Below are 19,751 nucleotides of genomic sequence, written 5' to 3'. Positions count from 1 at the left end.
ACGGCGGTACGTCGTGACTGGCGAGATCGCGTCCCCCGCGGACGCGCGGATTGAAACATCATAGGCTGTTACTTCTGACCAACCGGCGTGACTATCGCGTCCCCCGCGGACGCGCGGATTGAAACTTCGTGGTTTGTCGCTTGGCCGTGTCACCCGTGAGAATCGCGTCCCCCGCGGACGCGCGGATTGAAACGTCAGCAACTTGCGAATGTTATCGAGCGACCCAATATCGCGTCCCCCGCGGACGCGCGGATTGAAACTTGCTGCAATGGATCGTCAGGGTCTATCGTTGCCAATCGCGTCCCCCGCGGACGCGCGGATTGAAACATCGTCCGTGCCTGCAATTCTCACGCTGCCCTATCGCGTCCCCCGCGGACGCGCGGATTGAAACCACGAGCAGAATCGAGTCGGTTGCCGAACGATCTTGATCGCGTCCCCCGCGGACGCGCGGATTGAAACCGAATCTCCCGATTTGGCCCGATAACACTGCTCCCATCGCGTCCCCCGCGGACGCGCGGATTGAAACACGCCAAACGAGTAGCCCCTCTTGATACCAGCCGCCATCGCGTCCCCCGCGGACGCGCGGATTGAAACAGGTCGTCACAAGCTGATCAGTACAGCCGACGTGATCGCGTCCCCCGCGGACGCGCGGATTGAAACCATGCGTCAATTTCGTATTTGTAGAAGTCCTGCATCGCATCGCGTCCCCCGCGGACGCGCGGATTGAAACATCCGCTGTGTGAGCGTGCATGCAATCATCCGGCGATCGCGTCCCCCGCGGACGCGCGGATTGAAACTCGACAACTGGAGGTTCGTCCGCGAAAACATCTTCATCGCGTCCCCCGCGGACGCGCGGATTGAAACAGACAAAGAGGCCGACACCGCTGACGATGAGGAAATCGCGTCCCCCGCGGACGCGCGGATTGAAACACTTCTTTGAGAACCATCGAACGCAGCTTGTCGGCATCGCGTCCCCCGCGGACGCGCGGATTGAAACGGTTGTGGAACTGTTGATGCGAGGGTAAGCTAAAATCGCGTCCCCCGCGGACGCGCGGATTGAAACCACTTATCAACAACCGTAAACTCATCGGACGATATCGCGTCCCCCGCGGACGCGCGGATTGAAACTGTCGGCGAATGCGGGACTACTCCGCGACGGTCGCATCGCGTCCCCCGCGGACGCGCGGATTGAAACACGTCGTCATGTGCCGACTTTCCCATCTCTCAACCCATCGCGTCCCCCGCGGACGCGCGGATTGAAACCGATGAAGCCGGATAATGTCACCCGGAAAATCCTCATCGCGTCCCCCGCGGACGCGCGGATTGAAACCTTCGTGAAAGCTCTCTCAAAATCAGACCAGTCGATCGCGTCCCCCGCGGACGCGCGGATTGAAACCTGCCCAATTGGTTAGCCAACGCGAGACGCACAAATCGCGTCCCCCGCGGACGCGCGGATTGAAACTTGGCGAGTCTCACGTGATTGGCGAGACTGGCGGGATCGCGTCCCCCGCGGACGCGCGGATTGAAACCACGGCGTGTCGGGAACATCTCCGGCACTGAATGATCGCGTCCCCCGCGGACGCGCGGATTGAAACTGATCGACGGGGAACGTGTTGCTGATGGCACGACGTATCGCGTCCCCCGCGGACGCGCGGATTGAAACTGATCGACGGGGAACGTGTTGCTGATGGCACGACGTATCGCGTCCCCCGCGGACGCGCGGATTGAAACTGGAATGTGTTGGGGTGTGTTGAAAATGGGTTTTAATCGCGTCCCCCGCGGACGCGCGGATTGAAACCGGTGCTGTCGATGTCGGCGTCAGCTTGCTCTGATCGCGTCCCCCGCGGACGCGCGGATTGAAACCGTTGGTAGTCCGTCACTCAACTGGTGAATGGGCATCGCGTCCCCCGCGGACGCGCGGATTGAAACGGGAACGGTGCGACGCCTCGACTAGCGGTGAAGATCGCGTCCCCCGCGGACGCGCGGATTGAAACCACCAATCCATATTCTTGAGTTTGTCGAACATCATCGCGTCCCCCGCGGACGCGCGGATTGAAACGTGACCACAAATGCACCGTTAATCGTGTCGATGTGTATCGCGTCCCCCGCGGACGCGCGGATTGAAACACGTCGTCGTGGGCTGATTTCCCCATCTCAAAATCGCGTCCCCCGCGGACGCGCGGATTGAAACCATACCCAGACGCGGGGCTATCACCAAACGCTCGATCGCGTCCCCCGCGGACGCGCGGATTGAAACTGGAATGACACCGTCCGAAGCTCGCAAACTAGCGAAAGATCGCGTCCCCCGCGGACGCGCGGATTGAAACTACAACACGCTGTGGCAGATGGGCGTGTTGTCTCCATCGCGTCCCCCGCGGACGCGCGGATTGAAACACGTTTTTACCGTTGATCGTCAGCGTAAACGTGTCATCGCGTCCCCCGCGGACGCGCGGATTGAAACATGCTGGTGGACAACGTCAGAGTTGAGGGCACACCATCGCGTCCCCCGCGGACGCGCGGATTGAAACTACCTGCCGCTGTCTATGTTGAAATTGGCAGCGACACCCCAGTGCGAATGCTTGATCGACAGGCCAAAGGCGGCAGTCGCTTGGCGAGATTCTGGACGTACATCGGCGACGATTCCAATCCGTACTCGGTCTACGACTTCACTGAAAGCCGCCGCCGCGACGGACCGGCCAGTTTTCTGGCGGACTATCAGGGCACGATGCACGCCGATGCCTACGGCGGCTACGATGGGATCGTCACCGGTTCAAACGGAGCGATCGTCCGCGTCGCTTGCGGAGCGCACATTCGCCGCAAGTTCGAGCAAGCCAGATCGCAATCGCCGCGTGCCAGCGCGCAGATGCTGGAGTGGTTTGGGCAACTCTATGACATCGAAGATCGCGTTCGGGAAACTTCGATCGCCGAACGTCAGGCTGTGCGTCAGCGTGAGTCTCAGCCAATCTTAGAGTCGATGAAATCCGCACTCGATGAGTGGGCTTTGCGTGAGCTGCCCAAGTCAAACCTAGGTCAAGCGGTCAGCTACGCTCGCAATCAGTGGTCGGCGTTTCGCTTGTACACGGAAGACGGTCGACGCACGATCGACAACAATCTCAGCGAACGGACTCTGAGGTCGCAAGCAATCGGCCGCCGCAACTGGCTGTTTCTCGGCTACAAGTCGGCTGGCCCGCGGGCGGCGGTGTTGTTCACGATCCTCGCCGGAGCCAATCGCCATCACCTCGAACCGTAGTCCTACCTGACCGACGTGCTCGTCAAACTCGCCGCCGAGACCGCCGACCTCGACGCACTACTCCCTAACCACTGGGCCGCCACCCACCCCGAACACATCCTCACCGACCGCCTCGAAGAAACCCGCCAAACCCGAGCCCGCCAAAAAGCCAAACGAACCCAACGCCGAAAAAAGCGTCAATAACCCCCATGGCTAAACCGAACGCTTACCAACATTCCGCAAAATACCCTCCGTTCGAGAATTCGCGTAAGTGTGGAGGTCGCACACCGAAAATCAGACCGATGCGTCTTGGCAGAAATTCTTCGAGCTGGCGGTTGATGCAACCGTAGCGAGTTTGAAAGCCGGCGCAACTCCAGCGGTGTTGTGGAAATTCTTGAATTCCCACACGTTTTCCATGATAATCAGGATTTCCCTCAACCCATCTGTCCCCGTTGATCCATGAAGGTTGTGGTATGCCCGCTGAGTTGGCACGAGAAATTGAGAAACTGTGGCAAGCCAACTCAACTCCACCCGATGTTTTCAAATTTCTTGCCCAGCAGAATGGTTTGGGTATCGCCCAACAATTGGCCGTTTTGCTCGAAGACCAGAAACATCGCTGGCAGACGAATTTCCCGCTGAGGGTCGAGGACTATCTGGCCAATCTCCCCGATCTCGCCGCCGATCCTCGCATCAAGCTCGAATTGGCGGTCGGGGAGTACCAAGCTCGTCAACAAGGCGACACGTCTCCCAGCATTGATGAGTTTACGTCTCGATTTGCTGATATCAGCGATACGCTTCGCAGTCGATTATCCGATGTCGATCAGGATGTCACGTACGGCACCAAGGTATCGCTCAACGCTGAGAAAGGTATCGCCTCCACTCAGACAGTCGCTTCCGAGACGATCATTGACAGTCACCAGATTGGCCGTTATCGGGTCGTGAGACTCTTGGGCGAAGGCGCTTTTGGTCGAGTCTGGTTGGCCGAAGACGTGGAACTGCAACGACGGGTCGCGATCAAAGAACCCCGGCCAGAACGATTCCAGAAACCCGAAGATGCGGAAGCCTATCTGACCGAGGCCCGGACGGTTGCCAAGTTGGATCATCCGCATATCGTACCGGTGTACGACATGGGTCGCACGGACGATGGTTCGGTCTATGTCGTGTCCAAATTCATTCCCGGCCAGACCTTAGAAGACCGCATTGAGCAAGATCGGCCTGCAGCCAACCTCTCGGCTCAACTCTTGGCAACAATCGCCCAAGCTCTGCAACACGCCCATGATCGTCGGTTGATCCACCGAGATTTGAAGCCCGCCAACATCTTGCTGGAAGAGGATACTGGCACGCCGTATGTCACCGATTTTGGCCTCGCAATTCGAGAGGACGATTTTCTGGCCGAAGGCCATATCGCTGGCACACCGGCTTACATGAGTCCCGAGCAAGCTCGTGGGGAAGGACACCGACTGGACGGCAGGAGTGACATCTTCAGTTTGGGGATCGTGTTCTACGAACTCCTCACGGGAAGGCGTCCCTTTCACGGTAGCAGCGCCTATGAGTTGATGGTCCAGATCAGTTCGACTGAGCCTCGGCCTCCACGAGAATTGGATGACTCGGTGCCCGTCGAGTTGGAACGGATATGCCTCAAATCGCTCTCGAAGCGTGCCTCGGATCGGTATGCCAAGGCAGCGGAACTCGCCGACGACCTGTTGCATTGGCAGCAAGGCCCGGAACAGGCAACGAAATCTCATCAGATCGTTCCGAAAGGCCTGCGGTCCTTCGACGCAAGTGATTCGGACTTCTTTTTGGAGTTGCTACCGGGTCCACGGAATCGAGTTGGACTACCAGAGAGCATCCAGTTTTGGAAGACACGGATTGAAGAGACTGACCCTGACAAGACTTTCACAGTGGGATTGATCTACGGCCCGAGTGGATGCGGTAAGTCCTCAATGGTCAAAGCGGGACTACTGACTCGGCTCTCGAACGATGTCGTGGCGGTCTATGTGGAAGCCACCCCCGAAGAGACAGAAACACGAATTCTACGAGGCTTACGAAAGCAGTTGCCGGAATTGTCCGAATCGTTGGGACTGGTGGAAACGCTCACTCTATTGAGACGAAGTGAAGGCCCCAAGGTACTTATCGTACTCGACCAATTTGAACAGTGGCTTCATTCGCATCGCTCGGAACAAACAAGCGAATTGGTGAGTGCCCTGCGTCATTGTGATGGTGGTAAGTTGCAAGCAATTCTGATGGTGCGAGATGACTTTTCAATGGCTGCTTCTCGCTTTATGCGGGCATTGGAAACTCGCATTCTTGAAGGCCACAACTTTGCCACAGTGGACCTATTCGATGTGGACCACGCCGAGAAAGTTCTTTTCAAGTTTGGGCAAGCGTTTGGAAAGCTCCCCACTCAAACCAGTCAATTGACGGATGAGGAACGTAATTTTGTCAGTCAGGTTGCGTCTGGTTTGTCTCAAGATGGTCAAGTCGTCTGTGTGCGATTGGCCCTGTTTGCCGAGATGGTCAAAGGCAAACCGTGGCGAATTAGCACGCTCGAAGAAGTTGGTGGGACCAAAGGCATTGGTGTCAACTTTTTGGAGGATACATTTAGCAGTAGAAATGCGAACCCAGAACATCGCCTGCATCAACAAGCCGCCCGAAATGTGCTGCGTTCGCTGCTGCCCAAGGCGGGCAGTGACATCAAGGGCCACATGCGGTCGCATGATGAACTCTTGGAAGCGTCGGGTTACAAGAATCGTCCTGCTGACTTCGAGGAACTGTTGCGAATTCTGGACGGCGAACTACGGCTCATCACGCCCACCGATCCCGAGGGCTTCCAGTCCGAAACCAGCAGCGACCCCGGCTCCAAATACTACCAATTGACCCACGACTACTTGGTGCCATCGCTCCGAGAATGGCTTACCCGCAAGCAGCAGGAAACCAAACGAGGCCGGGCCGAGTTGCGGTTGGAAGAGCGGGCCGGTTTGTGGAATGCCAAGCCCGAGAATCGGCATCTGCCGTCGTGGTACGAAACGATCAGGATTCGGAAACTGACCGACAAGAAGAAGTGGACGGAACCGCAACGGAAGATGATGAAGAAGGCCGGGCGGTTTCACGGGTTGAGAATCTTGCTGCTTATGCTGCTTTTGTTTGGCACTGGCTACGGTGGGGTCAGCATTCGCCAGTCGATGATTACTGGGAACCAAAGTACCCGTGCCAGAGGACTCGTCGAATCACTCCAAAAGGCCGAGATTTCTCAAGTACCAAACATCGTTTTCAATCTCGATGAGTTGCGAGAGTGGGCGGATCCCATGCTCAAGACTCGCATCGAAGCAGCCGAAGATGGTTCACCAGAGAAACTTCACCTATCCCTTGCCTTGCTGCCGGTTGATTCTGGTCAAATCGAGTATCTGACTGAGCAACTGCCCGTCTGCTCTTTGGACCAATTCCCCGTTGTCCGAGATGCTTTGCTACGCCACGAAGATCAACTGACCGAAGATTTGTGGGGATTGGTTCAAAATGAGGAAGTCAAACCGGCCCAACGATTTCAAGCAGCAGCGGCTTTGGCAACTTATTCAGCGGAGGATGAGCGTTGGGAGGAAATTGTTCCGTTTGTCACTCAGTATTTGACGGGTTCAACTTCGTCGGTGACGTTCGGAGATTGGCTCGACTTCTTTCAACCTGCCAGCCAGTACTTGACCAAATCTCTTGCGGCGATTCATAACGATCGCAACGACTCCCAAAAACCAAGGGAAACGGCAGCACTGGCCTTGGCTCGATACTGGTCTGACCAACCCGACGAACTCACTGAAGCCATCCTCATCGCGGATGAAATCGAAGAATTTTCCCCTCTCGTTGAGGCCCTAAAACCCCATGCCTCGGAAGTCGAGCAGCAATTGCGTACCGAGATGAATGCCAAGATGTCTGCCAAACTCGACAAAACCAACGATCTACTCTCTGACGAAGAACAGAAAATTCGAGACGCCCATTGGAAACGACAGGCCTTGGCGGCGGTGACTCTGGTGCATCTCGGTTTTGCAGAGGATGTATGGCCGCTCCTGGAGTTCACACCCAATCCGTCATTGAGAAGTTTCATCGTCCGTTATTTGGGAAAACTCGGCACAAACCACAACACGCTGGCTGCTCGTCTCAAGTTGGAAGACGACGTGTCGATTCGCCGGGCTTTGATTCAAAGCCTTGGTGGTCTGGATATGAGCCAGATTCCGGCTTCGGATCGAGAGCGAATTGCTGAGCAACTCGAGGAACTTTATGTGAATCACCCTGATTCGGGGATTCACAGTTCGGCTTCATGGACACTCAGGCAATGGGGCGTTGAGTTGTCGGAATTGCCTGTGGGGGAACCTACTCTGAGTGAGGATCAGAAACAGCGCGTGATTGCTCTCCGAGAACAAATCGAGAAAACAAAGGCAAAGATCAAGGAACAACGCTGGGAACAAATTGCAGAATGGGGCAAGAAGATTTCCAAAGAGTATCAGGAGTTACCACCCTCATCTGATGACGCTCTTCAACTACATTATACATTCGACACGCTGCCTGCTGGCGATGATACGACGGAACAAGAACCGAGGCTCGACCTCCATGGTGATACCAAACCTCAGATCACGGATGGAGTCATTGGAAATGCCATGGGATTGCGGGAGGGTGCCTATGCTACCGGCGACTTACTGAAGATCGATACCGAAAAGCCGTTTTCCCTGGCAGGTTGGTTTTTGTTCCGGGAGAACGAGAAAGGTGCCGGACTTCTTTCCAACAGAGACAAAGACAACCGCCTACAAGGTGTAGAGATTTTCCATCTTGGTTCGGGAACAATACAGTTCCATCTCAACGGCCAAACCGGGTATTTAGTTTGTATGACTGAAAAGGCTTCCAACGAACCCAACTCCTGGTATCACATTGTCATAACCTATGACGGCACGAAGACGGTTGAAGGAATGCGAATCTTCGTAAATGGGAAAGCTCAGGAAGTGACCCCCGGCGATGGAATCCGCCCCTTGAAATCGGAGTTAATTGAGTCGCCTGTCCCACTTCATTTTGGCACCCGCCCGATTGGGCTGTTCACGTTCACGCCACTGGACGGGGCAATTGACGAGATTCGAGTTTACGACCGAGTGCTGACCGAGGCCGAAATGGAGCAGTTTTATCTTAACGGTCTTGGAAAGGTTCAAGGGGATGGGTCTGATGAAGCTGAGAATAGTCTGCTATTGGCGATGACCGAAATGGGGCAATCAAGTGTTTCAAAAATTTCAATCCCGTTGAAAGAAGAACTCGCCAAACTCGAAAACGAAATGCTTAAAATCACTCGCCGCTGGTACGTCAACGGGCAAGGCCAAACGATGATTGTAATTCCCAATTCAGCGGAGAAGGGTAACAGTCAAATTGATCACAGCTTTGCCATTTCCAGCCATGAAGTGACCGTGGCTGAGTTTCGGCGCTTTATGCCAGAACTTTCGGTCGATCCTTCGACAACACCCAGCGAAGACTGCCCGGTCGTTGCGAGAACTTGGTATGAGGCGGCTGCCTACTGCAACTGGTTGAGTGAGCAGGAAGGAATACCAGAAGATCAATGGATTTACGTTCCAAACTCGGCCGGGAAGTATGAGGACGGCATGACGATCAAGGAAAACTACGAAACTTTGAGCGGCTATCGTTTGCCGAGTGAAGCCGAATGGGAACTGGCCTGCCGTGCGGGAACGGAAGCAGCTTATAGTTTTGGCGAGCCGGTTCCGTTATTGCGAGATTTTGCATGGTACGGCGGAACTTCATCTGGTCACACACATGCGGTGGAAACTCTGCTCCCGAATGATTTGGGGCTGTTCGATGTGCATGGAAATGTCTGGGAGTGGTCCCAAAACCCGACCAGCGGCCCTATGTCACCCGTCCATGCGAACACTCGCCGTGTGCTGCGTGGCGGTTCGTTCTACTTTCAATCGTCGAACCTCCGTTCCGCCCAGCGTAACCACAATGTGCCGTCGGCCCGTAACGTCACTTACGGTTTTCGTCCGTCCAGAACTTACAACTGAACACCCTTACCCCTTTACCTCTTACCGCCGCAGGCGGTCGAAATTTGAAAATCGCCACCTGCCATTTTGGCAGAGTCTAACTCGGCCTGCCGTTGGCGAAAACAACGGAGGCCACGATGAAGAAAGAGGAAGAACTGGTCATCATCACGAAGACCTACGACCTGATCTTGTGGAGTTGCAACCACACGGGACGCTTTCCAAGGCAGCATCGTTTTGTTTTGGGGGAGCGATTGGAACGCACACTCTACGATTTGCTGGAAACGCTGATTCAGGCGAAGTACAGCCGGGAGCGAACGCCACTGTTGAACGATGCCAACCTGAAACTGGAAATCCTCCGCTTCCAGATGCGGCTGGCAAAAGACCTGCAATGCCTGCAAGTGAAGAGCTACGCCTTCGCCGCCAAGCAGATTGACGAGATCGGCAAACTAGTCGGTGGCTGGCTGCGATCAGGAAAGACAGGTCGATGAAACGACACGGGAATCTCTGGCCGACATTGACATCCTTCAAGCATCTGCTGCGATCCTCCGAGAAGGCGAAACGAGGCAAACGATTCCGCCCCGCTGTGGCCCGCTACGAGTTCAATCTTGAACGGGAGCTCTGGAAGTTGCGGGAGCAATTACAAAAGAGGACCTATCGCCCCGGCCACTATCGCTCATTTTACATTTACGAGCCGAAGAAGCGGCTCATCAGTGCCGCACCTTACCGGGATCGCATCGTGCATCATGCGTTGACCGGCGTGCTGGAACCGATCTTCGAGCCGACTTTCATTTCCAACTCGTATGCCTGCCGCAAGGGAAAAGGTACGCACGCCGCCGTGAACCGTTGCCAACAGTTTGCCCGGCGATTCCGCTATGTGTTCAAGGCCGACATTCGCAAGTTCTTCCCTTCGATGGATCACGCCATCCTCAAGGAACAGGTGGCCCGCAAGATCAAAGACCCGGACGTGCTATGGCTGTCGGGACTCATCATCGACGGCAGCAATCCACAGGAAGAAGTCCGTGATCACTTTCCCGGAGATGACCTATTGACGCCCGGCGAACGAAGACGAGGCATCCCAATCGGCAATCAGACCAGCCAGTTTTTCGCCAACGTCTACCTCGACCCGTTAGATCACTTCGTCAAGGAACGGCTGCGATTCAAGGGCTATGTCCGTTACGTTGACGATTTTCTGTTGTTCTCCGATGACAAACGACAACTGAACGAAGCCCGGCAGCAGATCAGCGAATTCCTCATCCAGCTACGCCTGAAACTCCATTCCCGTAAGAACACAATCTTCCCGGTCGAGGAGGGTATTCGGTTTTTGGGTTATCGAGTGTTTCCCACGCATCGACTGCTGGCGAAAGAGAACGTGTGGAGATTCGTGCGGCGTGTTCGCCGGATGCAGGCCCAATACCGTGAAGGGGAAATTGGGCTACCAGAAATCAAACAGCGATTGATGAGTTGGTCGGGCCATGCCCGGCAAGCCGACACGCATCGCCTGCGGACGTATTTGTTTGATACAATCGCATTCCGGAGGGCGACGGCTGAGTAGCCGTGTGCTGCGTGGCGGATCGTTCAACAATCAATCGTCGAACCTCCGTTCCGCCCAGCGTAACAACAATGTGCCGACGAACCGTAACAACAATAACGGTTTTCGTCCGTCCAGCACTTTGCGGCAGGCTATGTGCCTATCATGCCAGAATCCGCAGGCCATTTCTGATGTCCTGCGGAGCGTGCAAGTGCAAAGTTCAGAACGTCGTCCCGTGTCGGAGGGACTTCGTTCCGTTCGACCAAATCAACAACCGGCCCGGCAGGTCTGGTAGGCCAACGGCTCGAACGCCCTGCCGGGTCATGTTTTGATGCCCCAAAAATGCGATCGCCGACAATCCACCGACTCCTCAACTCCGCGAAGATGGACAAACTTCGGCATTTCTTCATTTGGCCGAACTGCTGTCGGTGGAAAAAACCTCCGCAGTTGTGGCAACGAATCAATTCACCGAATCCTATTCCACATCCCCGTTGTTTCCCCCCAATCTACCTTCGCCACGATCGGCCGCAACTCCGCTAAAACCATTGCCAGCGGTGTGGGGCTGACCGATGCGTGGCTGGCCGAACGAGGACTGCTCAGCCTGAAGACACTATGGGCCAAGCTTGCTCAACTTCGTTGAACCGCCGGATGCGGACCCGCACGTCCGGTGGTGTGGAGAGGGTCACCGGTAACGGTGGCCCTTACCCGATTGTTATGCCGCGCTACGCTGGTTGCGGATGATCGACAGACTCAATTCCAAGGGCTGTGAAATCGATCGACATGATGTCCGAGCTGGCGAACAGCATTCTGTGATTGAACTTGTTGACTTCAACGATTGTTGTTTCATGACACATCAAATCGGACTGCGGTTCGTCAGCAAGCAGTCGGTGCGGTATTGGAGTGCACGCGGTGACTCCGGTGTAGTGCAGCATAATGTCGCGTAGTGCTCCGTGATTGTCGCCTTGAAAGTGAAGCGCGACGTTCGGCAAGTCAGCATTGACGGTTTGAAGACGGGCGTCGTGGAGGTCGATCGCGTCGGTAAGCGTTGTAAAGAAATGATCCGGAAGCATGCCGCGATTGATACGCAGAATGCAGTTCGGCAGACGCTTGCGATTTGCGATCCAATATCGCAGGTAAGATTCGTGGGCAGTGCCCGCCTCGAACATCTCGTCGGTGAAGAACTGCATGGTGAGCATAGTAGGTTGCGGCATAACGACGGCGGTAACGGGGCCGCCGCGAAGAAACTATGATTTCACAACTTGCGTCATCGGCGGCTCCCGTTCACCGCATGGGTACGCTCGGCATGGGCGTGATTTTATGGGGTGCAAGTCCCCTGTCCGAGACTGGGAGTCTTAAGGAGGTCAGTATACCAAATGATCGCTCCGATCGACAAAGTACGAGGTGAGGACAACTGCGGTTGGGCGACGAACCGTGGGGAGGAAGCCTGTGAATGCGTGCGTAAGGACCGATCTGATTTCGCCGCCGGTCGCATTCTCACCGAAGCTGCGAGGCTACGAACAGAAACGTCATACAAGGCCGGTGTGGGTAGGAGCCAGTCACGGGAAAGAAGACAAGCTCAACATATATTTGGATTACGGTGGACACCAACTTTTGGCCAGTGGCGGACGGGGTTCGTACGCGGGTGGTCCGTTCGCGGCCTATACCGGCTCGACGCGAGCTTACAACACGCTCATCGTTGATGACGGTGTTCAAGCCCGCATCCCTTACCGCGTCGAAATCGACGGCCATTCGGCCGAGCCGCGCCGGTTTGTGACTGATGACCATTTCGAGTACGCCGAGGGGGTTCATACCCACGGGTGGTTCGCTCCCGACCCGAACGATCCATTGAATCCCCAAATTGGAAATGAGCGTTCATCATCTCGAGCCAGTTGTTCTCACTCTGCGGGTTCCATCAAATCTAACAGTTTTGCTTGTGCCTAGACCGTATTACGGTCTTCTGTGTCCCGCGACGAATGCGAGGACCCGGTATTTTCACAACACAGAATCCGCTACGGTCAAAAGTAGACTGCTCTAAGGACTTTCGTGTCAGTCAGAATTCACGAAAATTCTGCGACAGATCAAGCAGTCAGATGAACGGAAGATTGGTTCTTCTTGAGTGGTGGTCACTGGTTGTTTGGACGATCGGTTCATTCGACCGATGTCAAATTGCGCATTAACGCCGCGATCGCGTCGATTCCGAATCCCGTCACATGACAAGCCCCGGGCTAGAATGAGAACATGAAAACTCTCAAAATAGGATGCCATATTTGCCCGACCCACGTGATGCTCAAGTTCTGAAAGAACACCACCAGGAAGTCGATTCAATGAGCCAATCGCCTGATGAAGTTGTCAAGAAGCCCAAGCCACGCCGCACGGGCTGCTGGATTGCTCTGGGACTCGGTCTCGGCATAGTGTGTGGGATCCTGTTTGGAGAATACTGCAGTTTTCTCCAAGTTGTGGGACGTGCCTATGTGGGGTTTCTGCAGATGACGGTATTGCCTTATCTGGCCGTTTCCTTGGTGGCTAAACTGGGACGACTGAATGCAACGCGGGCAAAACAGATGGGAGTGAAAAGCCTCATCACTTTGCTGGGATTATGGGGGATCGGGATCCTAATTGTGACGTTCGCCTCCACGATTCTGCCTCCGGTTGAGGGAGCTTCCTTTTTCCACTCCTCCGAAATCCAAAATGAGACATCGACTCCCGATTTTTTCTCGACCTTCATCCCGACAAACATTTTCCGTTCGCTCTCACAGGAATTTGTTCCGGCGGTCGTCGTGTTCTGTTTGTTCTGTGGAGTCGCCCTCATCTCTGTGCCACAAAAAGAACCTCTGCTGGACTTTCTCGACCTTTGCTCTCAGGTGATTTCGCAGATCAATCTCTTTCTAGTTCGCTTGGCTCCGATCGGGTTATTTGCCTTGACCGCATCGGCGGCGGGGACGTTACGTCTTGAAGAACTCTCCCGTCTGCAGGCTTATCTTCTACTTTATGGATTGGTTTGTTTGCTTTCGGTGTTCGGGGTCTTGCCGATTTTGGTCTGTAGCCTGACTCGTATTCGATATTGGGATCTGCTGCGGGCCGCCCAGGAACCACTTTACACCGCAATCGCCACAGGCAAACTCTTCGTCACTCTCCCGCAAATCGTCGAGAAATGCGAATGGCTGATTCGTCAGGAGAACCCGGAGAACACGTTAAACGAGGAAGCCACGGCGAACGTGCTCGTGCCTTTGGCCTACCCGTTTCCGCACTTGGGGAAAGTCCTTAGTTTCGTTTTTGTCTCGTTTTCGGCCTGGTATGTCGGGCAGGATCTCACTCCGAAGCAAAACCTAGTGATGGCGAGCGTAGGAACCGTCTCGAGTTTCGCAAGTCCACTTGTCACGATCCCCTATCTCCTCGACCAATACCACCTTCCCCAGGATCTCATTGGGTTGTTCGTCACGCCGGGGTTTGTGACGATGCGACTGGGAGATATTGTTGGAGTCATGCATCTGATGGCCTTCACATTAATTATCCAACAAGCGATGCTGGGAAAACTTCGCATCCGTTGGCGGTTTCTCGCGGGTTCACTGCTAGGCCTTTTCTTCTGCAGTTTGCTAGGAGGTCTAGCCGCACACTCGTATTTAGCTTCAACTGTTTTGAAATACGATCTCGATCAAAAATTTCTGTCGTTAGAAGTTCCCGATCCTCATGACGATGTGCAAGTTTTCCAGTCGCGAGAACCCCAACCAGGCTCCTCGGATACGATGGAATCGACGTTGGACCGAATTCAGAAAACGAAGGTGATCCGCGTGGGCTATCACCCACAGCATCTGCCCTATAGCTATCTAAACCAGCACGGACATTTGGTGGGAATGGATGTCGAGCTCATCCATCGATTGGCCAGTCGTTTAGACCTTCGCTTGGAATTCATCCCTTTTGAGGACGAAACAGCCGTCGATCAACTGAAATCTGGAGAAATTGACATCGCGATTGGCGGGTTGATCGTCAAACCGGAGAGACGACTCCAAGCTAGTTTCACCGAATCTTACGAGACTGCAACTCTGGCGTTGGTTGTTAAAGACTATCGAAGAAATGAAGCCAAACAATGGACGGTTTTCGAAAACCTGCCCGATTTTCAGTTGGCGGTCGTCTCAGAGGATTTAGCGATCGCAGCCAAGCGGGAGCACCCTGCCGCAAAGATCACGGTCATCGATTCGATTGAGCGGTTTTTCGAAGACGACTCGCAGTCTTACGATGGGCTAGTCATCGCCGCCGAGGCGGGAGCGGCTTGGACAATTTTGTATCCCGAATATTCCACCATTGTCCCGACACCAATCATAAAACGCCCGGTTGGAATGGCGACCCGACAGAATGATCTCATTTGGCTCGAGTTTCTCAACGGCTGGTTGGAATTCGAACGTGTCGATGGCTCGCTGGCTCGGCTCCGACAATACTGGTTGGAAGGAGAAGGAACCCAGGTGCAAGAGCCACGCTGGTGCGTGTTGCGAGATGTGCTGCACTGGCTTCCGGATTGATCAACTCAAGACCGATTCTCGAACGTGTCATTGCCACCCCATCTATGACACCAACGCGAGTTCGTGAGTTCCCGAACGGAAAGAGGTTGGACAACCCGTTGTTCCGGGCCATCTGCCCAAACTGAACGCGTGGAGAAAACCCTACGCAGTTTTAGAATCACTTTGACGACACAATCGCCTCAGCCATCGAAGCCGCGCTGCTGTTCGTATATTCTGATGGCGTGGTGGAACAAGCCAACTCAGAAGAGGAACAATTCGGAGAGGAAAGGCTCAAGGCTGAGATCATCGACACCCAGTCCAGTCCTCTTCGCGAATGCGTTGAAATGTTCGAGCAAGAGGTGGTGAACTGGAGCACCAACGGACATCTCACCGATGCCCTTTCGATTCTCGCGATTGAAATCGACTAGCCGCTGCTGTTGGGAGAGTTGATGTATACATTGTGGTTAGCCCGAAGCTTCATGGGCGCAACTTGCAACACGACGAAACCCTGATCCCACAAATAATAGAACCAACCGCCGGAAACCGGGAGTCAGTCCTTTCCAACGCAATTTTGACCGTTTTACCTCTATTCGGGAATCCGGATGTAGATCTGGTCAAACTCGTCCTGGACGGAAGGAATCGGTTTCTTGGGCGTTAGTTTCATGACTAAGTCCTTGTCGTAGGTCTTCACGCGATATTCCCAGCCCTTGGGGAGTTGCTTGAATTTCTCGCTTAATGTCGCGAGTTTGTTCGTGGGGATTTTATGTCCTTGTAAGACATAGACGTGGCCGTCTGGATCCACAAGTTGGTATACCGGCTTTCCGGCCCTCCAGACGAGGTTCTGAAATTTGGCGGGACTAAAGACCGTGTATTTTGGAATCGCTAAGGTGCCCGGCGGAAGGTGGGCACCGAACACCATGTCGACACCGGCGACTTTCACTGGCGCGGACGCCATGACACCGACTTCATCCATCGACCACCATTGTGGACCGTTCTTGTACACCGATTCTGCTCCGAACTCCTTTGCAAGTGCATCAAGGTCAAGATTGTTCCACCACTTCAACTTGGCCTCGGCCAGCGGTGAAGTACTGTAGATGTCATTCCCTTTATTGCCATAGTTAAACACAAGCTCACAATACAGATAGCCGCGTGACTTCTTTAGCGTCTGCATCGTGAGCGTCATTTGCTTGTCCTGCCCAGTCGTCATCGCGACTTTCGGGGTGTCAGTCGCACCGCCCTTGGACTCAAATTGCTCTTTGGTTGTGTAATGGCCCTTGGGAAAGAAAGGCCCCATTACGACTTCGCCAGTCCCCGGCTTCTTGATGTTGTCGGGGCGTTGTTTCCACTTGGGATTGTTGCCCATAATCCGCAGGATCAACATGCCAAAGTCTGAACGATTTCGTGGATCGTCTAGCCCTTCGCCGCGAGGGCTCCACTTGATCCAGGCCACACCGTTTTCGAGCGTCGCATTTTTTGGCCGGTCTTCGGGCCGGCTGACGACAATCGTGTAGTTGCGGTCCTTGTCCAGAGGAATCTGAAAGTCGGTTAGCCCGTCAACAACTTGTCCGCTGGGAACAGATTCGCAACTGACCAGCGACCAATACTGCGTCTGAGCTTCCGGCATCGTCGCGGCCCCCCGGCCATGTTTTCCGGCGTAGGTGTCTGGAAACGTAGGCATTTTCCCCTGCATCACATACACCGGGCCAAATTGCCGTGAAAGGTAGGTCATGAGATACGGGCCTTCACCGCCGCCTTCTACTGGGCCTCCAAATTGCATCTTTGCGCGGGCTGTGGGGGATTTGAAGGCACCAATCACGCCGTACTGAATCGTGGTGAACTTTTCCCACTGGGGTGGATTCCGAGCGGGCGAGGTTTGGGGTGTCAGCTTCGGGTCGTTGTCCTTTGCGTTGACCAGCCGTACCCATTGGTCGATTGTCATTGGCTTTGTCGTCTCGCCAGCAATCGGTTTGGCCCACTGATTGACGACCTGCTTGGCCGACAACTCTGTGCCGTCCGCAAGCTTTCCTTCGTAAGTTGGAAATCCTTGTCCGCCGAATGACGAGTTGGGTGGCCCCCAGCCTGTCCCGTCTTGATCCTGGTCCGGCAAGTAGATACGAATGACCCCTTGTATGTCCTTGCCTTCACGGCCGACATAGAGTGTGTTCTTCGCTCGCCCATCCGCATCTTTGGGCGGGTCTTCAGCAAGTACGTGAATGGTAAAGTTTCGATTCTCCGTCAAGCGACTCGCACCAACGCGAAAGGGGTTGGTCGAGCCGGGATCGGGTTCGATATCGGGCCCCCTTAGCGACTCACCGAACGCAACGAACGTATTGCGTTCAAATTTGTAAAGCGCAAATTGGAAGAACCTTGCGTAAGGAAATGTTCCCCGCAGTGTCATGGAACTGCCAGTGGGCATCGCGAACCGTCCAATGAAGTACGTTGACCTCATGTCCGGCCACAAGTTCGGATTCTGGATCGGCTTGGGGTTTTCCATGTACTTCCAATAGACCCAACCACGCGGCCCCTGAAATAAGCCGTCGTGCCCGTATCGCTCGTCCGTGCGAATCGTGCTTTCCAATGATCGATCACCAAAACGAACGGGATTCGGCGGCACGATCAATGGATTCTTTTTTCGCTGCGGAGACTGTGCGCAAGTCGTTGATGTCATTACGGCGAAAATCGACACGAGTGTCACGCCGACGCAGTTGAGTAGTCGATCTCTCAATATGACTTGATGCTTATCCATGGTGACCCCTCTCGATGGAATATGTGACTTGGTATCTTGCTATTTGGCGACGCGGATTGGGGGCGGGTTCCAACGACCGTCAAGTATCTGGGCCTTGGGTGCGTAGAGTCGCATGGTCGGGCTCATGGCACCACTTTTTGGCGCGGGAAGCCAATTCGACTCCTTGTCCTTTCCCGGACTTTTGTGCTGGATGTAAATGTCCAGCGAACCATCTGCGTTGAACTTCAGTGCATCGCGATTACCAATCGCAAACCGGTTGATCGCGTTCGTGACAGGGTATCCCTGCCCGTCGTACATTGTCAGCGACCAGAAGGCGTCGACTCGCGGGATCTCTTTCTTGGTGAAGTGCAAAACGTACTTCTTCTCGGCAACGAGTGGCTTTCCATCAGCGTCCGCGACAAACAGCGGATAGACCGCATCCTCTGGCTGGTTGGCCCCGAGTCCAATCATGGCGATGATTGCCCGCTTCAAATAGTAGTTGCCGTAGACTCCCACTGTTTCGGTGTTCATCTGCCAGCCATTGACCACTCGGGCCAGGGTTGGGGCTTTGGCCTGCATCTGCTCAAGCGCATCCATAGGAACACGTTCAAGCGCAGCCTGAACAACAGGATCAGCCTTGGCAAGATCGAAGGACTTACCTGGCTCCAATCCGATTCGCTTCATACGGGCGATAATCGACCAGTCAGTGATGTGCGGCGGATGCCGTTTCATCAGTTCTGCGCCGTATGCAAAGTACCTCACGGCCGACATGGTGTTGACCTGCTCCATCGGCGGTGTCTTCATGTCCACGCTGGAATCGATTTTCGCAACCATTGGCTCCGGCTTACCCCATCGCGAGAGCGGTGTGACCTGGAAGCCGTCCTGGATTTTGTGGACGGCAGCGTAGTCCTTGGGGCCGTTCGTTTGCGTCCGGCCGATGATCCAGATATACGGTGTCGGGGCATCGATGCGCTCCACTCCTTTTGGCAACGAGCCTCTCCATCCCGGCGGCACAACGGCCCAACTTGCCGCCTCTGTACCGCTCGTCCGTTTGCCGGGAACGGCGAACACATCCGTCCACATGTCGAGCATCGGCAGCATGTAATAACGCCCGTCGGTATCGGGGGCCGAAACGATGAGCGGTTCCTTGGACACATCCAGCCAGGCGCTGGAATAGAGCGTATCGAAATTGGGACGCACCACCTCGCGAAAATCTGCGGGCGGGAAAGCCCGCATGTGATGAAACGCATTCATCGGTCCCATCCCCGGCTTGCGATCCGGTGGGTAATTGGTGGTGACCTGCCGTGTCACGTCCATCATGATGAGTGGATAGAGGTAAGTGTACGCCTCAAGCCCGATCTGGTGTGCCTCCTGCCCGCTGATCCTCTGAGCGACTCCTGGCGTTGGTGCCATATGAAGCAGGCCGATGCAACCCAAAACTGTGAGCCATCGTATCTTGATGGCATTTGTCCTTTGCATTTGATTGTTCCGACAAAGGCAATAATCAGGGACAAGATTCGTGATTGTTTCCAAAGAATAAGCTTCCCTGGGTGAGTGTGACCATTCCTCGCCAAGATACCATCAGCCGCGCCAACATCAACCACTGATTTGGAATTACCCGACAGTAGATCTTCGCATCAACGACCTCTGCATTGTTTCAAAAATTTCCTCGATGAAGGACGTATGAAAATCGCGTTGTCAGACGGTTGATTGTTTACGGTTCTTTCATGGGTTCGATCGCAAGAGTTCTTTTGGTTTCCGA

Annotated in this window: 11 protein-coding genes and 1 CRISPR repeat array (1 of these 12 cut by a window edge); of the genes, 8 read left to right on the top strand and 3 right to left on the bottom strand. The window is 54.7% G+C overall.

Translation table 11 applies throughout. The annotated features are described in order from the left end of the window. Nucleotides 1-2,528: direct repeats of the CRISPR family, unit length 32 nt; unit sequence ATCGCGTCCCCCGCGGACGCGCGGATTGAAAC; it reaches 775 nt to the left of the window's first position. 41 nt (nt 2,529-2,569) lie between these two features. The 5 genes from tnpC (at nt 2,570) to G6R38_RS07780 (ending at nt 10,795) form a co-directional block, all read left to right on the top strand. Next, nucleotides 2,570-3,250: an IS66 family transposase gene (tnpC, locus tag G6R38_RS07800; protein WP_261345371.1), complete on the top strand. Its 681-nt coding sequence runs from the start codon at nt 2,570-2,572 to the stop codon at nt 3,248-3,250. 15 nt (nt 3,251-3,265) lie between these two features. Further along, on the top strand, nt 3,266-3,433 hold the full coding sequence (locus G6R38_RS07795) for a hypothetical protein (protein WP_166822454.1): 168 nt from the start codon (nt 3,266-3,268) through the stop codon (nt 3,431-3,433). Nucleotides 3,434-3,702: 269 nt separating this feature from the next. After that, nucleotides 3,703-9,264, top strand: a complete 5,562-nt coding sequence (locus G6R38_RS07790) for a protein kinase domain-containing protein (protein WP_166822451.1) — start codon at nt 3,703-3,705, stop codon at nt 9,262-9,264. Between the two features lie 116 nt (nt 9,265-9,380). Beyond that, entirely contained in the window at nt 9,381-9,731 is a 351-nt protein-coding gene (avd, locus tag G6R38_RS07785; RefSeq protein WP_166822427.1) for a diversity-generating retroelement protein Avd, read from the top strand. Continuing rightward, nucleotides 9,728-10,795: a reverse transcriptase domain-containing protein gene (locus G6R38_RS07780; RefSeq protein WP_166822424.1), complete on the top strand. Its 1,068-nt coding sequence runs from the start codon at nt 9,728-9,730 to the stop codon at nt 10,793-10,795. Before avd ends, G6R38_RS07780 begins: the two co-directional genes overlap by 4 nt. Before the next feature lie 698 nt (nt 10,796-11,493). On the opposite strand, the gene G6R38_RS07775 is transcribed toward G6R38_RS07780, so the two are convergent. Further along, the gene (locus G6R38_RS07775) at nt 11,494-11,982 is read right to left on the bottom strand and encodes a hypothetical protein (protein ID WP_166822421.1); all 489 of its coding nucleotides are present in this window, start codon (nt 11,980-11,982) and stop codon (nt 11,494-11,496) included. Nucleotides 11,983-12,217: 235 nt separating this feature from the next. On the opposite strand from G6R38_RS07775, the gene G6R38_RS07770 reads away from it, so the two are divergent. The 3 genes from G6R38_RS07770 to G6R38_RS28385 all read left to right on the top strand — a co-directional run bounded on the left by G6R38_RS07770 (nt 12,218) and on the right by G6R38_RS28385 (nt 15,692). Next, nucleotides 12,218-12,712 carry a heparinase II/III domain-containing protein gene (locus tag G6R38_RS07770; protein ID WP_166822418.1) on the top strand — a complete coding sequence of 165 codons (495 nt, stop codon included), beginning with the start codon at nt 12,218-12,220 and terminating at the stop codon, nt 12,710-12,712. A gap of 326 nt (nt 12,713-13,038) precedes the next feature. Beyond that, a complete protein-coding gene (locus G6R38_RS07765; protein ID WP_206028500.1) occupies nt 13,039-15,285 on the top strand; it encodes a cation:dicarboxylate symporter family transporter in 2,247 nt (748 codons plus the stop codon). 173 nt (nt 15,286-15,458) lie between these two features. Then, nucleotides 15,459-15,692 carry a SpoIIE family protein phosphatase gene (locus G6R38_RS28385; protein ID WP_390881381.1) on the top strand — a complete coding sequence of 78 codons (234 nt, stop codon included), beginning with the start codon at nt 15,459-15,461 and terminating at the stop codon, nt 15,690-15,692. Nucleotides 15,693-15,850: 158 nt separating this feature from the next. On the opposite strand, the gene G6R38_RS07755 is transcribed toward G6R38_RS28385, so the two are convergent. Both G6R38_RS07755 and G6R38_RS07750 read right to left on the bottom strand, forming a co-directional pair. Next, a complete protein-coding gene (locus G6R38_RS07755) occupies nt 15,851-18,010 on the bottom strand; it encodes a hypothetical protein (RefSeq protein ID WP_166822409.1) in 2,160 nt (719 codons plus the stop codon). 39 nt (nt 18,011-18,049) lie between these two features. Beyond that, complete coding sequence (locus tag G6R38_RS07750) at nt 18,050-19,468, bottom strand: DUF1254 domain-containing protein (RefSeq protein ID WP_166822406.1); 1,419 nt, start codon at nt 19,466-19,468, stop codon at nt 18,050-18,052. Nucleotides 19,469-19,751: the final 283 nt, after the last annotated feature.

It is taken from the genome of Thalassoroseus pseudoceratinae, assembly GCF_011634775.1.
Lineage (GTDB): Bacteria > Planctomycetota > Planctomycetia > Planctomycetales > Planctomycetaceae > Thalassoroseus > Thalassoroseus pseudoceratinae.
This window is presented reverse-complemented; position numbering and strand designations above follow the sequence as displayed.

What these genes read in the sequence shown, in the direction of transcription:
- G6R38_RS07790 (WP_166822451.1), top strand. Translation starts at nt 3,703, where the DNA reads ATGCCCGCTGAGTTGGCACGAGAAATTGAGAAACTGTGGCAAGCCAAC.
- avd (WP_166822427.1), top strand. Translation starts at nt 9,381, where the DNA reads ATGAAGAAAGAGGAAGAACTGGTCATCATCACGAAGACCTACGACCTG.
- G6R38_RS07780 (WP_166822424.1), top strand. Translation starts at nt 9,728, where the DNA reads ATGAAACGACACGGGAATCTCTGGCCGACATTGACATCCTTCAAGCAT.
- G6R38_RS07775 (WP_166822421.1), bottom strand. Translation starts at nt 11,982, where the DNA reads ATGCCGCAACCTACTATGCTCACCATGCAGTTCTTCACCGACGAGATG.
- G6R38_RS07755 (WP_166822409.1), bottom strand. Translation starts at nt 18,010, where the DNA reads ATGGATAAGCATCAAGTCATATTGAGAGATCGACTACTCAACTGCGTC.
- G6R38_RS07750 (WP_166822406.1), bottom strand. Translation starts at nt 19,468, where the DNA reads ATGCAAAGGACAAATGCCATCAAGATACGATGGCTCACAGTTTTGGGT.